The 22986-nt window shown below is 43.7% G+C and carries 21 protein-coding genes, 1 rRNA gene and 2 riboswitches; of the genes, 1 reads left to right on the top strand and 21 read right to left on the bottom strand.

Annotation, left to right across the window (positions count from 1 at the left end):
• Positions 1-292, bottom strand: a 16S ribosomal RNA gene (locus tag L1611_RS17735); the annotation flags it as partial.
• Between the two features lie 273 nt (positions 293-565).
• Here L1611_RS17735 and L1611_RS17730 point away from each other — a divergent pair.
• On the top strand, positions 566-763 hold the full coding sequence (locus L1611_RS17730) for a hypothetical protein (protein ID WP_236315047.1): 198 nt from the start codon (positions 566-568) through the stop codon (positions 761-763).
• Positions 764-951: 188 nt separating this feature from the next.
• Here L1611_RS17730 and L1611_RS17725 read toward each other — a convergent pair whose 3' ends face one another.
• The 20 genes from L1611_RS17725 to L1611_RS17630 form a co-directional block, all read right to left on the bottom strand.
• The gene (locus tag L1611_RS17725) at positions 952-2619 is read right to left on the bottom strand and encodes a transglutaminase domain-containing protein (protein WP_236315046.1); all 1668 of its coding nucleotides are present in this window, start codon (positions 2617-2619) and stop codon (positions 952-954) included.
• Positions 2620-2699: 80 nt separating this feature from the next.
• A complete protein-coding gene (locus L1611_RS17720) occupies positions 2700-4028 on the bottom strand; it encodes a vWA domain-containing protein (RefSeq protein ID WP_236315045.1) in 1329 nt (442 codons plus the stop codon).
• A 39-nt stretch (positions 4029-4067) separates the two neighbouring features.
• Positions 4068-4364 carry a hypothetical protein gene (locus L1611_RS17715; RefSeq protein ID WP_236315044.1) on the bottom strand — a complete coding sequence of 99 codons (297 nt, stop codon included), beginning with the start codon at positions 4362-4364 and terminating at the stop codon, positions 4068-4070.
• A gap of 24 nt (positions 4365-4388) precedes the next feature.
• Entirely contained in the window at positions 4389-4637 is a 249-nt protein-coding gene (locus L1611_RS17710) for a hypothetical protein (protein WP_236315043.1), read from the bottom strand.
• 83 nt (positions 4638-4720) lie between these two features.
• Positions 4721-5956, bottom strand: a complete 1236-nt coding sequence (locus tag L1611_RS17705) for a hypothetical protein (protein ID WP_236315042.1) — start codon at positions 5954-5956, stop codon at positions 4721-4723.
• Positions 5957-6008: 52 nt separating this feature from the next.
• Positions 6009-6731 (bottom strand): hypothetical protein, encoded by a 723-nt coding sequence (locus L1611_RS17700; protein WP_236315041.1) that lies wholly within the window; start codon positions 6729-6731, stop codon positions 6009-6011.
• 5 nt (positions 6732-6736) lie between these two features.
• On the bottom strand, positions 6737-7114 hold the full coding sequence (locus L1611_RS17695) for a TadE/TadG family type IV pilus assembly protein (protein WP_236315040.1): 378 nt from the start codon (positions 7112-7114) through the stop codon (positions 6737-6739).
• Positions 7115-7129: 15 nt separating this feature from the next.
• On the bottom strand, positions 7130-7336 hold the full coding sequence (locus L1611_RS17690) for a hypothetical protein (protein ID WP_236315039.1): 207 nt from the start codon (positions 7334-7336) through the stop codon (positions 7130-7132).
• Between the two features lie 44 nt (positions 7337-7380).
• Positions 7381-8322 carry a type II secretion system F family protein gene (locus tag L1611_RS17685; RefSeq protein WP_236315038.1) on the bottom strand — a complete coding sequence of 314 codons (942 nt, stop codon included), beginning with the start codon at positions 8320-8322 and terminating at the stop codon, positions 7381-7383.
• 4 nt (positions 8323-8326) lie between these two features.
• Positions 8327-9259 (bottom strand): type II secretion system F family protein, encoded by a 933-nt coding sequence (locus L1611_RS17680; protein WP_236315037.1) that lies wholly within the window; start codon positions 9257-9259, stop codon positions 8327-8329.
• Positions 9256-10596 (bottom strand): TadA family conjugal transfer-associated ATPase, encoded by a 1341-nt coding sequence (locus L1611_RS17675; RefSeq protein WP_236315036.1) that lies wholly within the window; start codon positions 10594-10596, stop codon positions 9256-9258. Before L1611_RS17675 ends, L1611_RS17680 begins: the two co-directional genes overlap by 4 nt.
• Positions 10597-10610: 14 nt before the next feature.
• The gene (locus L1611_RS17670; protein ID WP_236315035.1) at positions 10611-11735 is read right to left on the bottom strand and encodes a CpaE/TadZ family protein; all 1125 of its coding nucleotides are present in this window, start codon (positions 11733-11735) and stop codon (positions 10611-10613) included.
• Positions 11736-11750: 15 nt separating this feature from the next.
• Complete coding sequence (locus tag L1611_RS17665; RefSeq protein WP_236315034.1) at positions 11751-12539, bottom strand: SAF domain-containing protein; 789 nt, start codon at positions 12537-12539, stop codon at positions 11751-11753.
• A 15-nt stretch (positions 12540-12554) separates the two neighbouring features.
• Positions 12555-13292 carry a hypothetical protein gene (locus tag L1611_RS17660; RefSeq protein WP_236315033.1) on the bottom strand — a complete coding sequence of 246 codons (738 nt, stop codon included), beginning with the start codon at positions 13290-13292 and terminating at the stop codon, positions 12555-12557.
• A gap of 776 nt (positions 13293-14068) precedes the next feature.
• Complete coding sequence (locus L1611_RS17655) at positions 14069-15364, bottom strand: NCS2 family permease (RefSeq protein WP_236315032.1); 1296 nt, start codon at positions 15362-15364, stop codon at positions 14069-14071.
• A gap of 217 nt (positions 15365-15581) precedes the next feature.
• A riboswitch (purine riboswitch) is annotated at positions 15582-15683 on the bottom strand.
• A gap of 79 nt (positions 15684-15762) precedes the next feature.
• On the bottom strand, positions 15763-17301 hold the full coding sequence (guaA, locus tag L1611_RS17650) for a glutamine-hydrolyzing GMP synthase (RefSeq protein WP_236315031.1): 1539 nt from the start codon (positions 17299-17301) through the stop codon (positions 15763-15765).
• 403 nt (positions 17302-17704) lie between these two features.
• Positions 17705-17806, bottom strand: a riboswitch (purine riboswitch).
• A 39-nt stretch (positions 17807-17845) separates the two neighbouring features.
• Complete coding sequence (locus L1611_RS17645; protein ID WP_236315030.1) at positions 17846-20062, bottom strand: transglutaminase domain-containing protein; 2217 nt, start codon at positions 20060-20062, stop codon at positions 17846-17848.
• Positions 20049-21314 carry a DUF58 domain-containing protein gene (locus tag L1611_RS17640; protein ID WP_236315029.1) on the bottom strand — a complete coding sequence of 422 codons (1266 nt, stop codon included), beginning with the start codon at positions 21312-21314 and terminating at the stop codon, positions 20049-20051. Before L1611_RS17640 ends, L1611_RS17645 begins: the two co-directional genes overlap by 14 nt.
• Positions 21311-22285 (bottom strand): AAA family ATPase, encoded by a 975-nt coding sequence (locus L1611_RS17635; protein WP_236315028.1) that lies wholly within the window; start codon positions 22283-22285, stop codon positions 21311-21313. The genes L1611_RS17640 and L1611_RS17635 overlap by 4 nt, the downstream gene beginning before the upstream one ends.
• Positions 22286-22730: 445 nt before the next feature.
• Complete coding sequence (locus L1611_RS17630; protein WP_236315027.1) at positions 22731-22901, bottom strand: hypothetical protein; 171 nt, start codon at positions 22899-22901, stop codon at positions 22731-22733.
• Positions 22902-22986 lie beyond the last annotated feature (85 nt).

Raw genomic sequence — 22986 nt, 5'->3', positions numbered from 1 at the left:
CATCGTCGCCTTGGTAGGCTCTTACCCCACCAACTAGCTAATGCGCCGCGGGCCCATCTGTAAGTGATAGCCGAAGCCATCTTTTAATCCTCCTCTATGCAGAGGAAGATGTTATCCGGTATTAGCCCCGGTTTCCCGGAGTTATCCCAGTCTTACAGGCAGGTTGCCCACGTGTTACTCACCCGTCCGCCGCTGACCTCTGAGGAGCAAGCTCCTCGTTGGTCCGCTCGACTTGCATGTATTAGGCACGCCGCCAGCGTTCGTCCTGAGCCAGGATCAAACTCTCCAATAAAGTGTTTGATTGCTCATTAAATGTAAATCGAAATTGATTTTGGGTTCTTTTTAAAAAAGACCCGTTTCACGCTTGGCTTTTGTTCAGTTTTCAAAGAGCTTGTTTCCCTGTTAAAAGGGCTTTTGTCCGCCTCTGTTCCGAAGCGACTTACCTAATATAACATCAAAAATAACGATGGTCAACCATAATTTAAAAAAGATACAAAAGGAATTTACGAATGGATAGTGAATGGATTATATAGTAAAAAATTGCTGCAAAGGAATGGGGGCAACCATGTATCGAATTTTCTATTTTCTGATTTTCTTATTATCCTTTTACGGATTCCTACAATTGATTAAATTCGTATTCAAGGTCTTTGTTCCATATAGTTCTCTGGCGGATGTCATACATATTTGCCTTGCCATTATCATGGGAGTCCCATTTGCGTCCATGATTGCAAGGTGGCTGACTCCATTCAAATCAGAAAAGTAGGGGCTCAAAACCAATAGTGTCAGATACCACCCAACAGAATAACGCTTTGTCTTAAAGTGTTGTCAGGAACAGTGGGGAGTCAGACACTTATGGGACAGCCCTGCGTCTTATTCTTGATCATTCTTTATTGCTCGATCTTAACTCCTAGCCAAAAAGGGTTCAGGGAGGATATTAGTGACTTTCGTTTTTTAGTACTGTATCGCTTCCCGGGTATGGTCTTTATCAAATTCTTCGGGGTTCTGGTCAAAATATTTATCGGTATATTTTTTGACGAATTTGTCATCCTGCAAGTAGCCCGCTCCCCATGTAGGATCCATGACTAGCCAATCACCATCTACTTTTGTTTCGACCCACGCATGCCGTGCAAATGAAAAGCTCGCTCTTCCTGTCACCATACGCGCTTCCATTCCACCGGCACGAAGCAAGGCAATCGTAAGGTAGGAGTAATCCTCACAAACGCCTGTCTCTTCCTTCAACGTCTTCAAGGCACTGTCATCGAATTCGAATGATTCGCTGTTCAGCTTATCGACATCATACGTAATGTTCTTTGCGACATAATCGTAGATTGCTTTTGCCTTCTCCCTTTCACCGGTCCTTCCTTCTGTAAGTTCCTTGGCAAGGGAGTTTATCTCAGGATGGTCCGATTGGATTCCTTGGGATGGAAGCAGGTTTCTTTTGTCTTCGGCAGTCCCCTTTAACATGAAGTTTGCAAGTCCGTTGTACTTTCGATAATTCCCGTTGGATCCTTCAAAATCTGGGGCATAGACAGTCACTTCGTATTCTCCAGGACCGAAGCGGAGATAGACTTCACCATCAAACTTATAATCCTTAACAGGTATGCTGTACATGGCCTCGTCTTCCCCTTTATTGGCACTGAGGAAGACGACTTCTGTCTGATCAGCATACGGCGCAGAAGGGTCTATTTCCCCTTGAATCCGATAAGATCCGCCTGTTTCTTCACCCCCGACCACCGGATGATCGAGCGAGTATCCACGGTCCCTGTATACTTTTGAATATTGGATCGGCGTAAATGTCTTATCGGACTGATTGTCAACGAGTATGACAGCCGCTTCATTATAATAATTTTCCCGCTCTTTATCCGGGGTCATGATCGTCGCTTTATGTATCCCTTTTCCATAGAAGAGTGGGATCTCTTTTGTGAATTCTCCATTTTCCACAGGTACCATGACTTTGGAGGATTCATCTTCCTTATCCACTTTTACCATGATCATTTCAGCATTTGAGACGGTACCGTTCAATGTAAAGAATTCTTCTTCTTCAAAAAAACCGCCTGGAAGGTCCTCGAGTTTCAATTCGTGTTCCAGCGCCGACCTTCGTATCAAAATATCTCTTTTTAGTACCGGATTGACATTCGTTACTTGAAATTCGGCTAGACCTCTGAAATAATCCTCCTTTTGACCATCTGGCAAGCTGACTGAAACTTCATATGTTCCTTTTCCATTGAATAGCTGGACCGTTTGTTTGAACTTTCCATCTTTTATCGGTGTGAAGTATTGGAATTCATCCTCACCATCTGGGCCTTCTTTTTCACTTTGCACCTTGATCATGACGTAATTTGAAGTGAACTTGCTCGTGTCCTCCACTTTACCTTTTACAGTAAAAGAAGAATTCACATGAAAGGATCGATATTTCGGCGTGGACAGTGTTGCCCCGACCTCCTCTGCGTATTGTCCGAGCTCAATCTTTTCTAGCTCCTGTTCCTTGTTCTGCTCTTCAGCCAATACAGAATATTCATCCTTCGATTCTTCCTGTTTTTGATCTGCAGAAGATTGGGGACTGCAAGCCGACAAAATCAACATCAAGCTTAATATGATATGTGCCATCCATCTTTTCATACAGGGCTCTCCTCTTCAAGAGATTATCATAAGGAAGGGCTGAACCATTTTATAGGTCTCAGCCCTCTATGGATTAATTGCTATTCTTGTCTTTTCTTTTCCAGCTCTTCACGTGCTTTTTTGTGTGAGGCTTCCGTTTCATCCATAAGTGAATCTTTACGCTCCCGGCTATATTCTTCCATGACTTCCATACGTTCATCAATCAGGTCAGTCAATCCTGTATAGATCCCATCCTTTAGTTTCCCTTCGTCATCAAGTTCGAACACAATATTTTCCAAAACTTCTGACTCTGTTCGGGATATATCTATGAAGGTATCATGGATTTTTTTGAGTCTGCTATTTTGGTCCATATACCATGTATTGATATCAATGCCAGCTTTTGCGTCACTTATATCTTTATCAATCCCCTTTTTGGCATCACTGATCAACTCATTAAGGGTATTATTTAAATCTGCTTTTGAATTGACGTCTTTATATTTTCCTCCACCTGCTGCGGCAGTATCTTTCAACTGATTTTGACCTTTCGAATCGACATTGAAGCCAATTACGTTAACCGTCACGTTTAAATCAGACTCATGGATTTCCTTTGCGGCTGCCACAGGATCTCCATCACATGTCTCTACACCGTCACTGATCACATAGATGACATTTTCAACATCATCGCCTGTCGCTCCCTTAAAATCATCTTGTGCCAATTGGAGAGAAGTGGCGATCGGCGTCCAACCGGATGGTTTGAATTCTTTCAAAGCATCCTGGAATATCCCTTCATCATATGAATTTAAAGCATAAACGGTCTCGCTGCTGTCACAAGATACTTTTTTATCCTTATCATCGCTGCTTCCTTTATGGCCATAGACACGCAATGCTATTTTTGTTTTTGGATCTAAGTTGCCGAGCACTCGATTCAAGGCCGATTTGGCGAGGTCCATCTTCACACCGCCATTGACTTGGCCAGCCATACTTCCACTCGAATCCAACAGGAACACGATGTTTTTCTGTTTTTCCTCTTCTTTCCTTTCACTTGGTGATTTGTATATAGGGTCGAATTCGTCATAAGCATCAGCTGGTTCTTGATATGGAAAAGCGAATTTCGCGATGAGAAAATCATAGAGTTGGTCTGCGGACAGATCATCTGGAAGTGTCTTAACTTCTGCTTTTAATTCTTTGTATAACTTTTCATCATCCTCAATGTTTTCTAGATCCTCGATTTTTTGCACAATTTCCCCAGGTCCTTGTTCGATGATCCCTTCTGCATCTCTTGCAGCTTCAGGATAATCGAATTCTTGCTCTAATTTTTCTTCGGGGTCTTCTTTTTCCTTCGTTTGTTCCCCATTGCTTTCATTCGAGCATGCTGTGATAACTAATACTAACAGGCACAATAGCATATGTAGACGAGTTGAACGTAACACTGGATTCCCTCCTGCTTATCTATCTGATATGTATTTGCTTCAGTAAAAATTGATGACAAGTAATAACCCATAAAATAATGACGTCCATAACACAGCCTGCAATATAATACTTTTATTGATTGCAAAAGCTTCTCTTTTTTTAGCAAGGTGACCGACGACGAATAAGAATACTCCGATCACCGATAATCCGAATAACACGTACATCCATGGAGTGGGATGGACCATCATCAGTTTTTGGCCTTGAATTTCACTTGTTAGTACAAACATCGCTATGATCATCAAAATGGCAGCAACACCTGCTGCCCATTGGAATATAGCCCATCCACGTTTCTCCATCATAATCACTCCATGTTTACTCAATTAGTTAAAATCCCCACGCAAATACCAGATGAACATCAATCCTCCAACAGTAATGGCGATCCAAAGAATCGTCTGTCCAATCACTTTTGCATTGATTACGCCACCATTCTTGCTGCGGACTTCTACGAATACAACAGTAAAAACGGATAAAACGACTAATCCAATTACCCAATTAAACCACCACGGTCTTACAACCATTTTTCGAATACCATCACCCACAGGTTCAGAGGTGGAATATACTGCGAACAACCCACCTCCTATAGCTATCACATAACATAATATCTGTATAATGCGCCATGTTTTGTCACTCATAAATTACCCCTTTGATAACATTATTTATTACTAGTGGGATCAACCTTTTTTTCCATATTATTTGAAAGAATATCACTCAATTGCTTCTTCACAAATTCATAAGAGTTACTTACAGCGGAGTTGTTTACGAATTTAGTAACTAATGAATCAGGTAACACGAACGTCAATCCTACAGCTGAGCCGATCAGGAAATCCATTGCGGTCGCATCTCCTTTGAATGATTGCATTGCTACATTGGAAAACCCACCTAATGCCACACTTCCAGCGATCGGAGCGGCAACCGTTCGAAGTGACCTGAATGAATTCAATATCCCCTTTGTCAGTCCAAAGCCTAATGGAGCTGTTGCAAAAGCAAATCCTGTATCAAATATAACTTCACCAGGATTCCAATCTCCGGTTAATGCAAAGTTCAATATATGAGAACCGAAAGTAACCAAAGCCGCCGGTCCTCCGATTTTCATCCAAGCTGCTCCCAATCCTTTTGCTACTTGCAGCCCTGCTCTCAATCCGCTTCCAGCTGCAAATCGGTTTAATACAAAAGCTAATCGTACACCGGCCAACTGCCTTCCCGCAAACACTCTAAGTGAACTGAAGCCTGCCCCTATGGCTCCTGTTGCCTGTCCTACGCCCCCAAGTAATGCACCCCCAAAGGTCCAGCCGAGAGCACCTAAGAAACTGTAGCTGTCAGATCCGCCATTCAGGGCATAATAGAGCCCGCCAGCAATCCCGGCCCCGATAATTGCCGCAATCGCAACGGGTGCTGAAATAATACCTACAACGGCTATTCCAACAACTGCAGCTGCAACACCTACAAACGCAATGGTCGATTTAACCCAATCCGGTGTATTCGCCCAGACGTCACTCGTCCATTCCGTAAAATCATTCCAAGCATTCTGTGTAGCTTCCCAGCCTTCCGAAAGCTTTTGGGCAGTCCAATCCCAACCATCTGAAAGTTTCCCTGCAGTCCAATCCCATGCACTTCCTACTGCATCGACTGCTGGCTGAAAGAAGTCGCCTATGTCATTGCCCAAATCTTTAACATCATTTTTAAAATCATCCAACCAGCCAAACCATCCGCCATCTTCTTCCTCACCACCGGTGGCGACACCATCGTTCTCAGTACGGGTCAAACCACTGTCGTCATACTCGAATTCCCCAATGTTCGCATATGCTTCAGACATAGGTGTGAGGAATGCGAAAAATGTAATGAGCAAAGTCAATATGAGTCCTTTTCTGTCATTCATTTTGCAAACCATTCCATTTCCTCCCGGGTTCTTCCCCTAGAAACTGTCCATTGCGCCCTTTAGCCTAATCGCATGCTATGTCCAACCCTTTCGGCCGTTTAATTGTCGCTGAAGCGTCTGCGTCAATACCATCAAACAAAGAGTCATCAGCAGTGACATAGCTGCCATCTTTTTCAGATTCCACAAAAATACTGAACTTGCTTTGATCGAATGCTACCTGTACATTCCTATCGGCCCCGTTTTTCCTGGCGTATTCGTCTGCTGCATTCCTGATCCTCTCCATGTCACCTGCAATCGCAGAACATGCCATTTCATTCCGTTCATCTTCCTTGTAAAAGTACTTCAAAGCCTCTACCGGGTCGATTTCAGCATCAGGATCCTCCAGCCATTCCCTTAAACTGGGAGGCATCGTCACTTTCCTGTATTTTTTCTCCATCTCCTTGATGATACGATCCAACACCGTATCTTCATCTGGAGGGGGCTCTTCTTCCCCTTCCTCGCCTTCTTCCTCCTCAGTTTCTGCCTTTTCTTTTTCATCATCAAAGAGTTCACGAAGATCCTCCAGTTCACTTTCAATCGCAGAAGTGAATCGCTCTTCATAAATCAATCTTGCTTCTTTTGCAGCTGCCAAGACTGCCGCATCCGCACTCGTTTGACTGATCCGTTTTGAAATGAAGACATTGAAGAAATCAAAAAACATGAAGCTGATGAAAATAGAGCCGATCAGTATGCCGACAATCACAAGCAGCATGCCGTTTCCCCGTTCATTTATCAAATACTTTTTCATCTTCATCAATCCTTAAGACCTTCTTCAATTGGGATGGTGGCATCTGCATCAAAGTTGAAATCCAACCGACCTATAAATGGAATTGAAACGGTGGGGACTTTAGTGACAACCGTAACCGTCACGTCTTCGTCCCCTTTTTCCGTCTTGACGCTCTCCAGCCTCAGGTTTCCGGCTGAACGTTTTGCAACCTCTTCGGCATTCCCTTCAACCGCAGCGGCACGGGCGCCGTCACGAGCCGCTGCTTCCGTTACGACGACTGTATAGGCGACAAGCGCCATTTGCCAGATGATCATCATTGCAAGAATGACCATCGGGAATACAGCAACGAATTCAATCAGTTGTGATCCCCGTTCATTTTTGACTAGTGTTCTGAGCCTTTTCATCATCCATCACACTGACTACATTTTCCCGATTAATTCTGCAATCTTTTCAACGATTGCATTGGCAATGCTGCTTCCATTCCCCTGGACTGCTGTAGCCACTGCCGCCATGACGGCAAGCACCACTAGACCGAGTGCCACCCACTCAAGTGCCTGGGCACCTCTTTCATTGTTAACATATTTATTGATTGTCACTGTCAGGTTCTCATACATTTTTCTCATCATGAGTCAACTCCCCTTTAGTTTTTTAAATTTATTTTCAATCCTTCTTACTTGAAGAAGGTATCTAAACCGAATGCTTCAGGATTATAAATGACGTTCAAAGCGAGCAATCCGATGATCAGGAAAAACACAGCAGGTGCAACGAAAAACGTCGTTACCAGTGTGATTTGCGGGCTGGCCTTTGCTGCCTTTTCTTTTGCTTTGAACCCGCGCATCGCCCTCAAATCATCCGCCTGTATCTTGAATGTCTGAGATACCGGAACCCCTAGTGAAGACCCTTGTAAAAGGGAGGTGACCAGCGTCTCTAATTCTTTGGAAGAATTTCGATTGATCAGATTTTCATAAGCTGTCCTTCTCGGGACTCCAAGTTCTATTTCTCGATTAAAACGATCAATCTCCTCACTTAACGGACCAGTCAATTGTTTCGTCACTTGTTTCAGCGCTCCATCAAGACTGACTCCAGCCTGGAGGGTGACACTGACCGTATCGAGGAAATCAGGCATCATCGAGCTGATTTGTTCCTGTCGGTCACGGGCTTTCATCCAAAGCCAGAGGTTAGGACCGAAAAATCCCGCTAATGGCAGCGGCACTATGAGCATGAGCCCGAAAGGCAACCCTAAAAAGACATACAAAATTGAAAATGCCAATGCGCCAAGCCCGAGGACAAACCTCAAACCATAAAAACTTTCAAGTCTGAGTCCCATCGGATTACCGGCTCTGACAATCAACTGTTCGTCTTTTTCCTTATCCGAGAAAAATGGATATTTGATTCCTGTCGGTCCGGCATACTCAGCCGCTTTGATAATCCGTCCGCCAATCCGTTCCCTGAATTTCCTCCGTTTTCGCCGTTTAGTTCCGGATACCTGCAAATGGGTCATCAATCGCTGCTTTTTGCCTACATAGAGGTAGATGTAAACAAATCCAATCAACAATAGAAGTAAAATCAGACTAAATAAAAGAACGGTATAAATGCTGAATTGTGGGCTCATTTTACTACACCCTTATCCTTGTGATCCGTTTGATGATGACGAATGCGACAGTAATCATGCCGGTGAATACTGCGAGCAATATTAAACCGAATGTTGTAAAGATGACGTTCAAGAAGCCTTTGATGAATAAGTTCATCATCACAGCCATCAACAATGGCATGATGACAAGGATATAAGCGATCGATTTCGATTCAGCTGTCACTGTCTGAATCTCTTTATATACTCGAGCACGTTCTTCAAGCGTTGTAGCCATCAGATCCAATACTTCCGCCAGGTTCCCCCCGACTCTCCGTTGGATCAAGATCGTGCTTACAAAGATATTGATTTCATTACTGGATACCCTCTCGCGGAATCGATTCATCACTTCGTCAAGAGCATCTCCCAACCGAAGCTGTTGGTCCATCTTCTTGAATTCCGGACCAGAAGGTGCTTGGATTTCATTCCCGACCATTTCGATCCCCTGGGGTATGGTCTGACCTGCTTTGACCGCATTGGACATCATCCTGCATATTTCAGGAAGCTGCTTGTTGAAGCTTTCATTCCGTTTGTTCTGTCTGGAGCTTAAATATAATTTGGATGCCAGCCATGTGATCAAATAGGAAAGCAAGAATCCCATGAACAGGATCAGGCCGAGTACAAAATAACTGAAAAACCATAGGACAGCGATCGACAATATATAAATGCCCATGTATTCAGACGGCTGCAGGGGGGTGTTTGCCTGGATCAGTTTCTTCTTCAAGTCTTCTGCGAGCTCAGAGTTATCGAATTTGTCGCCGATCAGGAGGATGAAGCTTTTCCGTTTCAGCTGACCTGAGTCCTTAAACCACTCTTCTGCTTTCTTGGATGTTTTTTGAACCGTTGCCAACCGTTTGAAATAATAGATTGCAAGCATGAAAGAAAACAATGCACCGCTTAAAAGCAACCATGCGCCTGTCATGCGAGCACCCCTTCCGAGAACATCGATTCAGGGATCTCGATACCATAAGCTTTGAAGCGTTCAAATGCTTTCGGCACATAACCTGTCGATTCAAAATGCCCTTTCACACTGCCATCTGCCCTTACGCCCGTACGAACAAACCGGAAAATATCCTTGATGACGATCTTTCCGTCTTCCTCGAAGATTTCTGCGATGCTTACGATTTTCCGCTTACCATCGGTCTGTCTCGAGGTCTGGACAATCAGATCCAACGCCCCGACAAAATATCCGCGGATAACATCGACTGTCAGCGGCAACCCTGACATGATGACCATCGCCTCCAGTCTTCCTAAAGCATCCTTTGGAGAGTTGGCGTGGACAGTCGTCAATGATCCTTCATGCCCCGTGTTCATCGCCTGGAGCATATCGATCGCCTCCGAGCTTCTGACCTCCCCGACGATGATCCTGTCAGGCCTCATCCGCAACGCGTTTTTTACAAGTTGCCGGATTGTGACTTCTCCTTTTCCTTCCATATTCTCAGGTCGTGCTTCCATCCTGACCAGGTTGTCATATGTAAATCGAAGTTCAGCCATATCCTCGATCGTAACGATTCTTTCCCCGCGCGGAATCGAATCTGATAAGACATTCAACAAGGTTGTCTTTCCGCTCCCAGTCCCTCCAGACACAAGGATGTTGAGTTTAGCCTGGACTGCGGCCGCCAGGAACTCTCCCATCCGTTCGGTGAATGAACCGAACTCCATCAAATCCTCCATGGTGAAAGGCGTCTTATTGAACTTTCGGATGGAAATCGAGGGACCATCCAACGTTATAGGTGGTATGACCGCATTCACACGACTTCCGTCAAGCAAGCGTGCGTCCACCATCGGAGAGCTTTCATCGATACGGCGGCCTAAAGGCGCAATGATCCGATCGATGATATGACGGATATGTTGATTATCCTTGAAACGGATATCCGTCCGTTCCAGTTTACCACCTCGTTCAATATAGACCTCCCGGGGGCCGTTCACCATGATTTCTGTAATCGAATCATCCTGAAGCAACGCCTCCAAAGGACCGTACCCAACTGATTCATTGATGATCTGGCTGATGATCTGATCCATCTCATTTTGTGGAATGATGACTCTCTCTTCTTCAATCATCTGTTTGACTAATCGTTCTATCGTTTGTTTCCGTTCCTGGGCAGGCAATGTTGTAATTGATTCAAGGTTGGATTCTTTGATCAGACGACTTTTATAATGACGTACCCACGATTCCTGCTGTTCCGTTTCAACATCCCAGCCATTTTCCGGAATTTTATTCAAAGGTGCCGTTCCTGCCGCTTTTTGTAACCAGGACATATCTCTTCACCCCCTTATCCCAACAACACTTTATCTACAAAAAGACGGATGTCCCTTGCCGGTTTGAATCGGCCTTTGTCCTTCTCCTTCTTATAAAAGCTCTCTCCCATATTCAGAAAAGGCTGTAAGGAAAAGAAGTCTGAACGGACTGTAGCATCCAATTCTTTTCCAATCAATTTCGAAATATCCTTTTCTCCCAATTCACTTTTCGGATGGGCCCGGTTCAACAGGATTGAAAGGTTCCCTCGCGTTCCAAGCTGAAACCGCTCAAATAATTCGATGGCGTATTTGTAGCAACGCAAGGAAAGGCTGTCAGGGTTCAGTACATAGTGAATCTGTGTCGCTTCATTTAATCCTGTGAAACTGACCGTGTTGATCGTCGTCGGAAGATCCAATATGACATGATCGAAATGCGTCCTGCACGTCCTGATGATCTTCGTTATCAATTCCTCAGTGATATCTTCAGCTTTAGCAGGGTTTCTAGGCCCTAAAAGAATATAGTTGCCGGTCTTTTCATCCCGTGTGGCCACGTTCTCGATATGATTTAAAGACAGTTCTTTCAAAACTGGTTGAAGGTCTATATACGATCGATCTGTTTCTACGCTGTAAATCGTCTCTAGACCCCCGAATTGAGCACTGAGGTCAATCAAAATGACCCGTTTACTTTGATGGATTTGTAAAGATTGGGCTGTCATAGCAGCTAACAGCGTCTTCCCGCTGCCACCTTTCGCACTGTAAAAGGCATCAACCTGCCCGCCGCCTACAGAGACTTCCCCGAAACTTTCCTGTTGTTTCTTCACTTTTTCTTTTGAAGATTGGATGATATCGTTCAATCTCGATTGCTCTTCAGGATAGACGACCACATCATAAGCCCCGGCTTTCATCCACTCTCTTCCTTCTTCAAAAGAGCGCTCTGAAGTGATCCCGATCAGAAAGCTGGAGACAGGTGCTGTAAAACCTTCCGCCTGTTTCAATGCTTCACGATCAATGAAGTAGAAGTTGTATTGATTCAAATTTGAAAACGAACGTTTCCATTGTTCGTTTACCTCCGAATCAATTCCATGAGCCCCCAGAATATCTATCAGAGATTGTTTTATCGTTTGATTCGTCGTTATGATCAAGGCTTTCAACTGACTCACCGGACATCTTCTCCTTTACTGCTTCTCGTCTTTTTTGTCTTCTGGTTTTTCTGCTTTTTCACCATTCGGTTTGTCAGCTGCAGCATCATCAGGCTTCTTTTCTGCCTCTTTTTGTGTCGGTGCTTCCTTTTGTTCTTCTTGCTTTGGTTTTGTAGAAGTTTCTTCTGAGGCATCCGGTGTTGCATTATTGTCTTCCATGACCTGGTTGACCCTTAAGACCCGGATCTGTTTGGCTGCATTTTGTGAATGGATCAATCGTTCCGCATCATTCACCGGTAAGGAAACTTTGATTGCAGGGGGGCCTTCACTCTTTTCTTCAAATTGGACGACACGGACACTTTGCAGAAGCCGTTCTGTAATGACCCCTTTTTCTTTGTTATCCATGACAGATATGATATCTACCAAATCCCCTTCAGCTACCCCCTGGTCGATAAGGACATTTTCGCTAGGGTTCAGCCAGACCACTCTATGATCAGCAGGAATATCAATCTTTTTCCTGACTACACTTTTTGTGACCAGATCTCCTTCTTTCAAGTTGACAACGGTTATGGAATCATCCAAATCTTCTGATCGCTGGATGAATGAATCCACTTGGGCTGTTTTCGGCATCTCCACCCATGTAATGTCGCCATCCTCTAGTGAGGTATACGATTGGACATCCTTTGCCGCTGCGGCAACTTTTACTGTCGCGCTCAGGGAATCCTGCGCCATTTGGATCTGGTTGATGATAAATCCTGCAGCTGCAACAGCTAAAATGAATGCAATCGCCAAAAAAATGAATGCTTTTCTCTTAGCATCGATCATTGCTTCGTCACTCCATCAATTTAAGGTAGGTTGGTTTACTATATGTACAAAGGGTACATTAACAGGTAGATTGTACTCTTCTAATTCATAATGTTTTATATGATCCTTTACGGATAAATCATTTGAAAGGCCTTTCGATACCAGCCATGTTTGTGACGAAAGGACATCATCACGGCTCACCACACTGTCGACCAGTTCATCCAGACTGCCCGTTTCTTCAATTTTCGCTTTGCCCTTTTCAGAAACCAATAGTTTGAATGGTTTCTTTTTCTTTTTATAGATGGAGCGTATTTGATTTTTATAAAAGGCTTTAGGATCGGGGGTAATGATCCATTCTTGGGTAGTACTGCTGTATTGTGCAATACGATTGGTAACTGTGGATGAAGATTCATGGCTCTCTCGAGATAATTTATCGAGCAGCATATAGAGTGTCGCACGGTTATGTAGGATTGGGTAACAGTTTAATGATTGATCTGGGTACAACCAATTCTGAAGCCTCCGGATCAATTGGATATCGGTATAGGCTGGATCATAGAAGTATAAGATTTCGTGCGTATCAGATAAATTTCTGAAAAAGCGGATCTGCTCCAACTGGCTGAATGGAGTGATTCCGAGAGATCTGGACAATGACTTCGATTCCTTATCCTGGATGATTTCCTTGATCGGTTTAGGACCAAACTTTGTGTTTACTGGTTTAATGATTAAATCTTCTACTTGAAAGTTCCCTAACGTTTCATCAATTACAAGTTTCATAGTGAAACATCCTCCAACAAATCGACTGGGTGGTCAAGTCACTCGTGAAATTAGTGTAGAAATGACAAAAAATGTTCATATCATAAGGAAAAACTACCAAACAATGCCACACCCGTCAAAGTAGGTTTTAAAACAAAAATGTCAAAATATGGTTTTAAACTGATCCTTCAGAACCAACATCTTGAATTCAAGATACTTTTCGGGACAGTATCAGAGTAAAAAGGACCTTTGCGGAGATTTTTGTCCGATCTTATCCTTTTGGCAGATTTAGATATGATAATTCGTTTAAGGAAAGCCTTTATAAGCTTATATATGTAAATTTATGAAAATTTTTATATTTCTATATTGTTACAAATATTTTCGTTAAACGACTTTTCATAGGTCTAATATCACGTTCTTTCAGACACAAAGAGATGTTTATAAAGTTGAATGCCGGTAACAATATTCGGCGTTTTTCGCACAAAAATATCTTGGTGAATTAGTCTAAAAAAAACGGACTTGCCGCTTTGATTGCAGCAGGTCCATACGGATACAAGAAAAGCGCAAACGCCCTGATCAGCCACGAAGGTCACTGGAAGTCTGACGAGGAGGCTCGGATCAAACAAAGTTCGGTTCTGCGTGTCGACCGCCGCAGGAGGACTGAAGTGATCCAAGTGGTTGGGCGGTGGAGCTAGACATCACTTCACCGCGACCAAAATTTTATACTTTGTCTTATCCTTTAAAAGAAGGGATGGCCATTCATCAGACGGCCATCCCTTGATGCTTTTCAATTGCGCCTATGCCAGGAATGCAAAATACAAGATGAAGATGAAAAACATGAAATACATGATCGGGTGTACATCTTTCCATTTTCCTTTTACAAGCATCGTGATTGGATACATGATGAATCCGAGTGCAATCCCTGTTGCAATGCTGTATGTCAATGGCATGGCAATGATCGTCAAGAATGCTGGAGTTGCAATTTCGAACCGATGCCACTCAATCTTGCCGAGTACAGCGACCATCAATACTCCCACAATGATCAATACCGGTGCTGTCACAGACGGTGTGACCACACCGAGCAATGGTGAAAATAGCAGAGCTAATAAGAAAAAGCCTGCTGTCACAACGGAAGTAAATCCTGTTCGCCCACCGGCTGCAACCCCTGAAGAAGATTCAATATAAGCGGTTGTCGTAGAGGTTCCCAATACGGCTCCGACTACTGTAGCAGAAGAGTCTGCTAAAAGTGCGCGTCCTGCGCGCGGCAATTTGTTGTCCTTCATCAATCCTGCCTGAGATGCAACCGCCATCAGTGTACCTGCCGTGTCAAAGAAGTCGACGAACAAGAATGTCAACACGACGACCAGCATATCGATTGTCGTGATTTGATTCAAATGTTTGACCGCTTCACCAAACGTAGGCTCTAAACTAGGAACCGCACCGATAATACCAGACGGAAGTGGGATTTGTTGAAAAATAAGACCTACGATAGCTGTAAGTACCATCCCATAAAAGATACCGCCCTTGATCCCACGGACCATGAAAATGACGATGACGACCAATCCGAAGATGGCAAGCAGTGTATCACCACTTGTCAAATTCCCTAGCTGTACCAAGGTGGAATCGTTATTCTCGACAATTCCTGCATTCTGTAAGCCGATGAAAGCGATGAACAATCCAATACCGCTTGCGGCAGCATATTTCAATTCCTGCGGAATCGCATTTATGATCGTCTCTCTGATCTTCAATACGGTGATGACGATGAAAACCAATCCAGAAACAAGAACACCTGCAAGTGCTGTCTGCCATGGAATACCCATGACCATGACAACGGAATAGGTGAAAAAGGCATTAAGCCCCATTCCTGGTGCAAGGGCAATCGGATAGTTTGCCAAAAGCCCCATAACAAGTGAACCGATTGCAGCAGCAAGAGCTGTCGCTACAAAGACAGCCCCCTTGTCCATCCCGGCATCTCCAAGGATCGCGGGATTGACGAATAGAATATATGCCATAGATAAAAACGTGGTCAAACCTGCAATGAACTCTTTTCGATAAGTTGTTCCATATTCCTTAAAACCAAAAAAACGATCCATCCCCCAAACACTCCCCTTTTCTTTTGGTGCCTGGTACACTTTCAAAACCCTTGAGTACCAAGCCTTCTCAGATAGTGCCAGGCACTTTTTCAAAACCCGTGTGTACCAAGGGTTTGAAAAAGGTGCCTGGCACCGAAAAAAACAGAAAAAAAGCTTCAGGCAGATACCTGAAGCTTTGACGACAAGGGTTGGAACAGGCCAATCCAATGATAGGTTGTCCTATTGATTCATCCCTCGTAGTCAAGCTATTTACGGTAGCCTGGTAGAAACTTTCGGGCCTTATCCCCGACATTATACGATGACGTTATCTTTATTATTTCTTTATCAGTGTAATGGCGTTGACGAAATATGTCAACAAAAACACGAACATTAATCGATTTAAAAGTATTATTGTTCGTTTATTCCCATTCGATTGTGGATGGTGGCTTAGAGGTGACATCATATACGATACGATTCACATGATCTACTTCGTTTACGATCCGGTTCGAAATACGTTCTAGGACTTCCCATGGAATTCGGGCCCAATCCGAAGTCATCCCGTCAATGGAAGTTACCGCCCGGATACCGACCGTATAATCATAGGTCCTCATATCCCCCATTACCCCTACACTTCTCATGTTCGGAAGCGCAGTGAAGTATTGCCAAATTTCACGGTCCAAACCTGCATTCTTGATTTCCTCCCGCAAAATCGCATCAGAATCACGGACAATCTTCAGCTTTTCTTCCGTCACTTCTCCAAGAACACGAATACCGAGCCCTGGACCTGGAAACGGTTGACGCCAGACGATCTCTTCAGGCAGCCCGAGTTCCGTTCCGACTTTACGTACTTCATCTTTAAAAAGAGTGTTCAGCGGCTCGATCAATTGGAACTGCATATCTTCAGGCAATCCGCCGACATTATGGTGTGATTTGATCGTTTGTGCTGTGTCAGTTCCACTCTCGATGATATCGGTATAGAGTGTACCTTGTGCCAGATAGTCGATTCCCTCCAGTTTAGAGGCTTCTTCATCAAACACATAGATAAATTCATTCCCGATGATTTTACGTTTCTGTTCTGGGTCCGTTACACCCTTCAGCTTCCCTAAGAAACGGTCCTTCGCATCGATTTTGATCATATTCATATTGAACGAGTCACCGAATGTTTTCATGACGCTGTCGGCTTCACCTTTTCGCAGTAACCCGTGATCAACGAACATACAAATAAGCTGGTCGCCAATCGCTTTATGGATAAGTGCCGCGACAACAGAAGAGTCGACTCCTCCACTAAGCGCGCAAAGGACTTTTTTATCCCCGACGATTTTTCTGACCTTCTCGATTTCATCTTCAATGAAGTTTTCCATCGACCAGATCTTTTTACATTTACAGATGTTGACGACGAAGTTCTTTAGCAGTTCTATTCCATATTCACTATGTCTTACCTCAGGGTGGAATTGGACACCGTAAAGGTTCCGGGATGGATCGCTCATACCCGCTACAGGACAGGAAGGGCTCGTCACATCGGTCTGAAAGTCTTCAGGAGGTGCAACGACAAGGTCACCATGACTCATCCATACCGTTTGTTCTTCTGGTAAATCTTTATACAATTCATTGTAATGGCGTAATGCCACGGAAGCTTTACCGTATTCCCGGTGGTTCGCTTTTTCAACCTTGCCGCCGAAATGATGCGTCATTAATTGCATTCCGTAACAAATCCCAAGGACCGGGATACCTAAATCAAAAATTCGTTCATCGCATTTTGGTGAATCTGGTGTGTATGCACTGTTGGGGCCACCTGAGAAGATGATTCCAGCAGGGTTCAGCTCCTTGATTTTTTCTACCGTGATTTTATGGGAATGAAGTTCACTGTATACACCTAAGTCACGGATACGTCTTGTAATCAATTGATTGTACTGGCCGCCAAAATCCAGTACAATAATCATTTCTTCAGTTGTATTCATGTCAGCCACCTCTCTTACGGATCTATTATTTAGTTTGTCAATAATCCCAGAATCATACTTTCCCTCGTCGTTCAGGCTTTTCTATTTTAAAACTAGGCTTAGTTGAATTTTTTTGTTGATTTCTTGCCTAATGATAAGGGTAACTTCTGCGCTAAAGCTTGATTTCGCCACATATCCCCATCAGGAAAAGCAAGCCAGACGAGACCCTCAGTGAACTGTAATTTAAGGATCTTCGACTAAAAAACACAACGTCCTGTGGGGAACCTTGAAGCCAGCATATCCTGTGCAAGTGAGGAATCTTGCGGATCGCCCGTGGAGGCGAAAATCAACCATTAAGAATAACAGAGCCTAAAAACAAAGTAAAAGAACCCAAACCAATGAAGGCAGGGTTCTGGTTGACACGCACAAACAGGCCTGCCTCCATAGTCAGATCATTTAAGGTGATCTGGTAGAAACATCCGGGCCATATTCCCGGACATATATGAAGGGAGTAGAGTTTTCCGTATAAAATATGGATTTATTCTAACAGTCGCCTATGACGCGGTCAAGGTCGTATCCTTTTAATTAAATTTTCCCACAATTCCTTCGTGTCTTCCCAATCAACTTGACGTGCATGATTACTATAGCGGGTGTGCTCATATTTCTTCGTCAGAATTCGCATATCACCTGTATCCAAATAACGGTCCACCTCAAGGGCGTATTCCCGTAAAGTCTGGTGTGGCCGCTTCTTGATCCCATATTGCTCAAGCAACCAGAGCAAGCGATGGTAAGCATCATCAAAGACATGCTCATCATCCTTACGTTTTCTGAAACGCCACAGGAAGTATTTGTCCAGCCAATTTTTACGGGTCAAGTATGCGAACATTCCTGAAATTACCAACAAGATCAGAAGTGATAATGAACCCCACTTCAACCACGTAAGGACTTTATCAAGGTCAATCGGGAATTGATATCCGGTTGAACCTGAAGAATCCTCGGTATTCCGCGCCTGTTCATTCTGTTCATCCTGTTCTTCTGGCACATCTGTTTCTGATGTGTTGTCCTCATAATCAGATACAAAGTTAGGCAAGTCCAGGAAGCCTTGTGTCGGTTCGAATGGTACCCAGCCAACACCCTCAAAATAGACTTCCACCCACGAGTGGGCGTTAGAATTCGTGATCTGATACATACGCCGTCCATCCTGCAGAGTCTGTTCATAGTCCCCGCGGGTAAATCCTTTTACCCATCGTGTCGGAATGCCGATTGTTCTGAGCATAACGGCCATTGAAGACGAGAAGTTATCACAATAGCCGAGCTTCGATTCGAACAAGAATTGGGCCACATAGTCATCATTACTGCCCGGAACAGCCACATCCGTCGTATTATAAGAAAATCCATTCCTGGAAAAATATCGTTCGATAGCTTTCGCTTTCCCATAAGGATCATCTTCATCAGCGACAATCTCTTCTGTAAGACTCTGAATTTCCTCAGGAAGATCTTCCGGCAGCTGAAGATACCGTTCCGTAATTTCAGCCGGATAATCTGTACTGCTGTTGCTTAACAACGTTTCTGAAAACTGGGGAACTTTATAATTGACTGTATATTCCCCTAGCCCCGACTCTTCAGCCTGGTCGAATGTCATCAACTTGTTCGTGATCGTATTCATTTGATAGATCCGGTCTTCTTCAGTTTCAATTGACTGGAGCTCGCCAGGGAAAATGACGAACGGGTAGGAGTTATTCCGTAATACCTCTACTTCAGCCGTCAACTCTTCTGAACGTACATTGTCATTGTATGTGACTGCATGAATGGAATCGAGTGACACATCATCCGGATTGACAGACTCGCTTTGAGGTTCTGCAGTCTCTGTTTTCCAGCCTTGCCCTGTATAAACTTCCTTCGATTCCACCCGCCAGTAATGCAGCTCTTCAATGGTCGTCATGAAAACCGGCGAGTCATCGTAAACGAAAGGGCCTCCTAGACGACTGTCATTTGTTCCATATCCGATCTTTTGGATTCCCCCACCATTACCTGGGCCATCCCCTTCATCTGACTGGTTGCCGACTGCTGTTATGAATGGAACTGGATCAGGCCATTGCGGTGCAGCTTTTGGGGCCAGATAGCCGAGAAAAGACGAAAAGGCAATCAATGCCGCAAGGGGCACAATCCACATCATTGGGAATTGGTTTTCATTGACTTTGAATCCCTTCAACTCTATGATCCTAATGAACCTTAGAATCCCCAAAAGCACAAAACCGATGATGACAGTCCTGACGATTGCACTGGACGCATCATAAACTGTGAAGGTATCGACAACCGTTACATAAAGGACCGTTATGATGAAAAACAAAAAGATTCGCCGCGCCTGAATCAGCCAGTAGTGCATCAAATAACTGATCAGCCATAATAATATCAGGAACAAAAAGGTTCTGCTGATGCTGCTCATGCTATCCCAGTCCCTAGCAAAAGCATGCTTCATACTTCCGAATAAATCATTGATCAGATAGCTCATCCATTGAAAATCAAAGAAAGAAACAGGAAAATAAATCGAATGCAAGGCATATAGAAGCGCTAATACCTTGATCGGGAAAGCGACCCAAACTGATAATTCAAAGTAAGACAACGTAAATAGGAAAGCTGAAAACAAGACGAAAATCGATAAGTAATCTGTGTCGGTGAACGTTGACAAAGGCCGCAACCATTCCCAGAACAGTAAGAACCCGAGCATATATAACAAGAACGAACCGACAGAGAACTTCTGTTTATCCTCATACTGTGGCATTTTTGACACCCGCCTTCACAACTTCACCGAAGTTATCATGATTCACTGGATACACGGTAATCTCTCGGGCACGCAACCTTGTCAACAGATTTTTTTCCTCATCCGATAGTGTTTTCTGTTTTGCTATATAGAAGAAAATGGTTTGTATTTTGTTTGCCGCCATGCGTTCCATCGTAAAAATGAACGAATCAGACAAGTCCGGACTGATCAACAGCACCGTAACACCCTTTGACATTTCATGGACTTCCCTTTTCAGAACGTCCGTAAGTGGTGTTTTCGTATCAGGCTGGATCTGTGCTAAATGGTACATGAGCTTCGCTTCGTAATTTTGACCGGTTTGGAAAGACATGTTCGTATGCTCTTTAGATACGCTATGGAATTCAACCGAAGTCCCTTTACTGATCGAATACTTCAATATTGAAGCCGCTAAGGAGACAGCCCTCTCAAATGACTGCTGTCCATTCCGATCATAGCTTGGATGACTTCCGTCAAGAAAAATGACGAAATCATCATTCCTTTGTGTTTCGAAAACTTTTGTAACCAGCTTGTTTGAGCGTGCAGTCGCCTTCCAATGCAGCCAGCTCAGCTTATCACCAGGTGTATAATCCCGGATGCTGACCGCCGATGTGAAATCCTGGTGAGCTTGCTTCCCAGCCCTTTTCATTCCAGAAGGATGGGTTTCAAATACATTCCATCCTGCCAACGAATACGTCTTCGGATAGACTTGGATCGTTTTCTGTACGGGGATCTGGACGGATTGTGAAATGAAGCCGAACAGATCTCCTGTCTCCAATGACACAGATTTAAAACGATGGATCCCACGTGGAATCGGTTTGACGAGATAACCGTAACTCACTCTTCTTTTAAAAAGAGGGAATAACAGCGCTTTTGCCTGAGATTGATAGCTATATCCTTGACCATCAGCATAGGGGGCCATCAGTCTTGGGAGCCCATCTTTCACCACTAAAAAGAACAACGGTATCGGAAATCGGCTGTAGATCGTGATGGTGACTTTCATTTCCTCTCCTGAAATGAAGTTCGAGCTCTCAATATGACGTTCCACAGAAATCCTGGATAAACGGAATGTCAGTATGAAGACTGTATAAAGTACAAGCGGTAGTACAGAATAGAACAGAAACCAGCTAACGAATCCACCCTGGAACATCGCATAGGAAAATGAACTTCCTAACAGCAAAACGAGACCGATCATGCCGAACGTTGTGCGATATTTAGCCAGTTGTTTTTTTATCATGCCTTTTCTTTCCTAAGCACCGGAACTGGCGTACGTTCCAATATTTCATTGACGATCTTCTCAGGTGTGTAACCATCGAAGCGGGCTTCAGGCTTCAAGATGATTCTGTGGCACAATACATTCGGTGCTAAATACTTCACATCATCCGGCACGATATAATCCCGGTTTAACAACAGTGCATAAGCTTGGGCTGTTTTCATGAGCGCTAAAGAACCACGAGGGCTGACCCCGAGATGGATTCCACTATGTTTCCTCGTACGAATGACAATATCAATGATGTATTGTTTTACCGTTTCCTCAACATAGACGGATTTGACTTGATTCTGCAATTCAAGCAAATCATCAAGCTGGAGGACAGGCGTCAACTTTTCGATCGGATGTTGCCTTTCATTGCGTGTCAGGACCTGAAGTTCTTCACTTGCAGATGGGTAGCCCATATTGATTTTCAATAGGAACCGATCCAACTGTGCTTCTGGCAATGGGTATGTACCTTCGTATTCGATCGGGTTTTGGGTCGCCATCACAAAAAAAGGCTTTGGTAAATGATGGGTAAAACCGTCAACTGTAATACTCTGCTCCTCCATCGCTTCCAAAAGGGCTGATTGTGTTTTAGGAGAAGTCCGGTTGATTTCGTCGGCAAGGACGATGTTTCCCATTAATGGTCCAGGACGGAATTCGAAATCCATATTCTTTTGGTTATATACTGAAACCCCGGTCAAATCTGAAGGTAACAGATCAGGGGTAAATTGGATCCGGTTGAATTTTGCTCCTACCGATTGTGCGATGGAACGGACCATCATCGTTTTTCCGACACCCGGTACATCCTCTAGTAATATGTGTCCTCCAGTTAATAGTGAAATGATACTTAATTCGGTCGCTTTTCTCTTTCCAACCATTACTTTTTCTACGTTTTCCACTATTTTTTCTAATTGTGGATGATATGACTCATATCTGATGCTTTTTGCTGACATTGAATACAATCCCCCTCTAGTTATCTACCTGCCGCCTTGATCATCAAAACCATTTATTGAAAACCCTGAAAAACCTTACCTGCTAGGTACAATTCCTCAGGGTTCATGTCTGGGACATTTGAGAAAAATCCTATCCATTATAATTTCGGAATGATAAGACAAAATCCTTGTTTTTTAAAAATTTTCCCTCATATTGTAACAAATTGGCAAGGTTTTAGATACGATTGTTTGAAGAATTACACAATTCAATCAAACTCGAATTGTGTTGGGGGTAAGTATAGTATTCATACGTCCAATACCAGGCCTGGTAGAGATCGATTAATGGGTAATTGCTGTTTTTTCCTCATTCTTGTGTAGAGTATAGCTTACGCTTGTCTATATGCGGATTTCCTTATATTACAGCTTCGCCTTACTCCCTCCTTTCCAGATGGTACAACCATCTTCATTACGATCCAAGTACCTTTCCAAATTTATTTTCATATATATCCCTGATCCAGACTTTTTTAATCAGACTTTTTGGTGTCATACCGAGTTCCTTCGCCATTCTGATGTCATTTTCATTCAATCGGCAGCGCTTTTTCGTCTCTGCCCTATCAGATTTCTTGTATTTTCCCATGCCTCTGAGGCCTCCCATGTAATTCTGAATACACCTTACGAAAATTGCTTCTGAATTTCAAACAAAAGGATGAACCTTTATAACA

This window comes from Pseudalkalibacillus salsuginis (assembly GCF_021646685.1).
GTDB classification, from domain to species: Bacteria; Bacillota; Bacilli; order Bacillales; family Fictibacillaceae; genus Pseudalkalibacillus; species Pseudalkalibacillus salsuginis.
The sequence above is the reverse complement of the archived record's forward strand: the minus strand, read 5'-3'. Positions and strand labels throughout refer to the sequence as shown.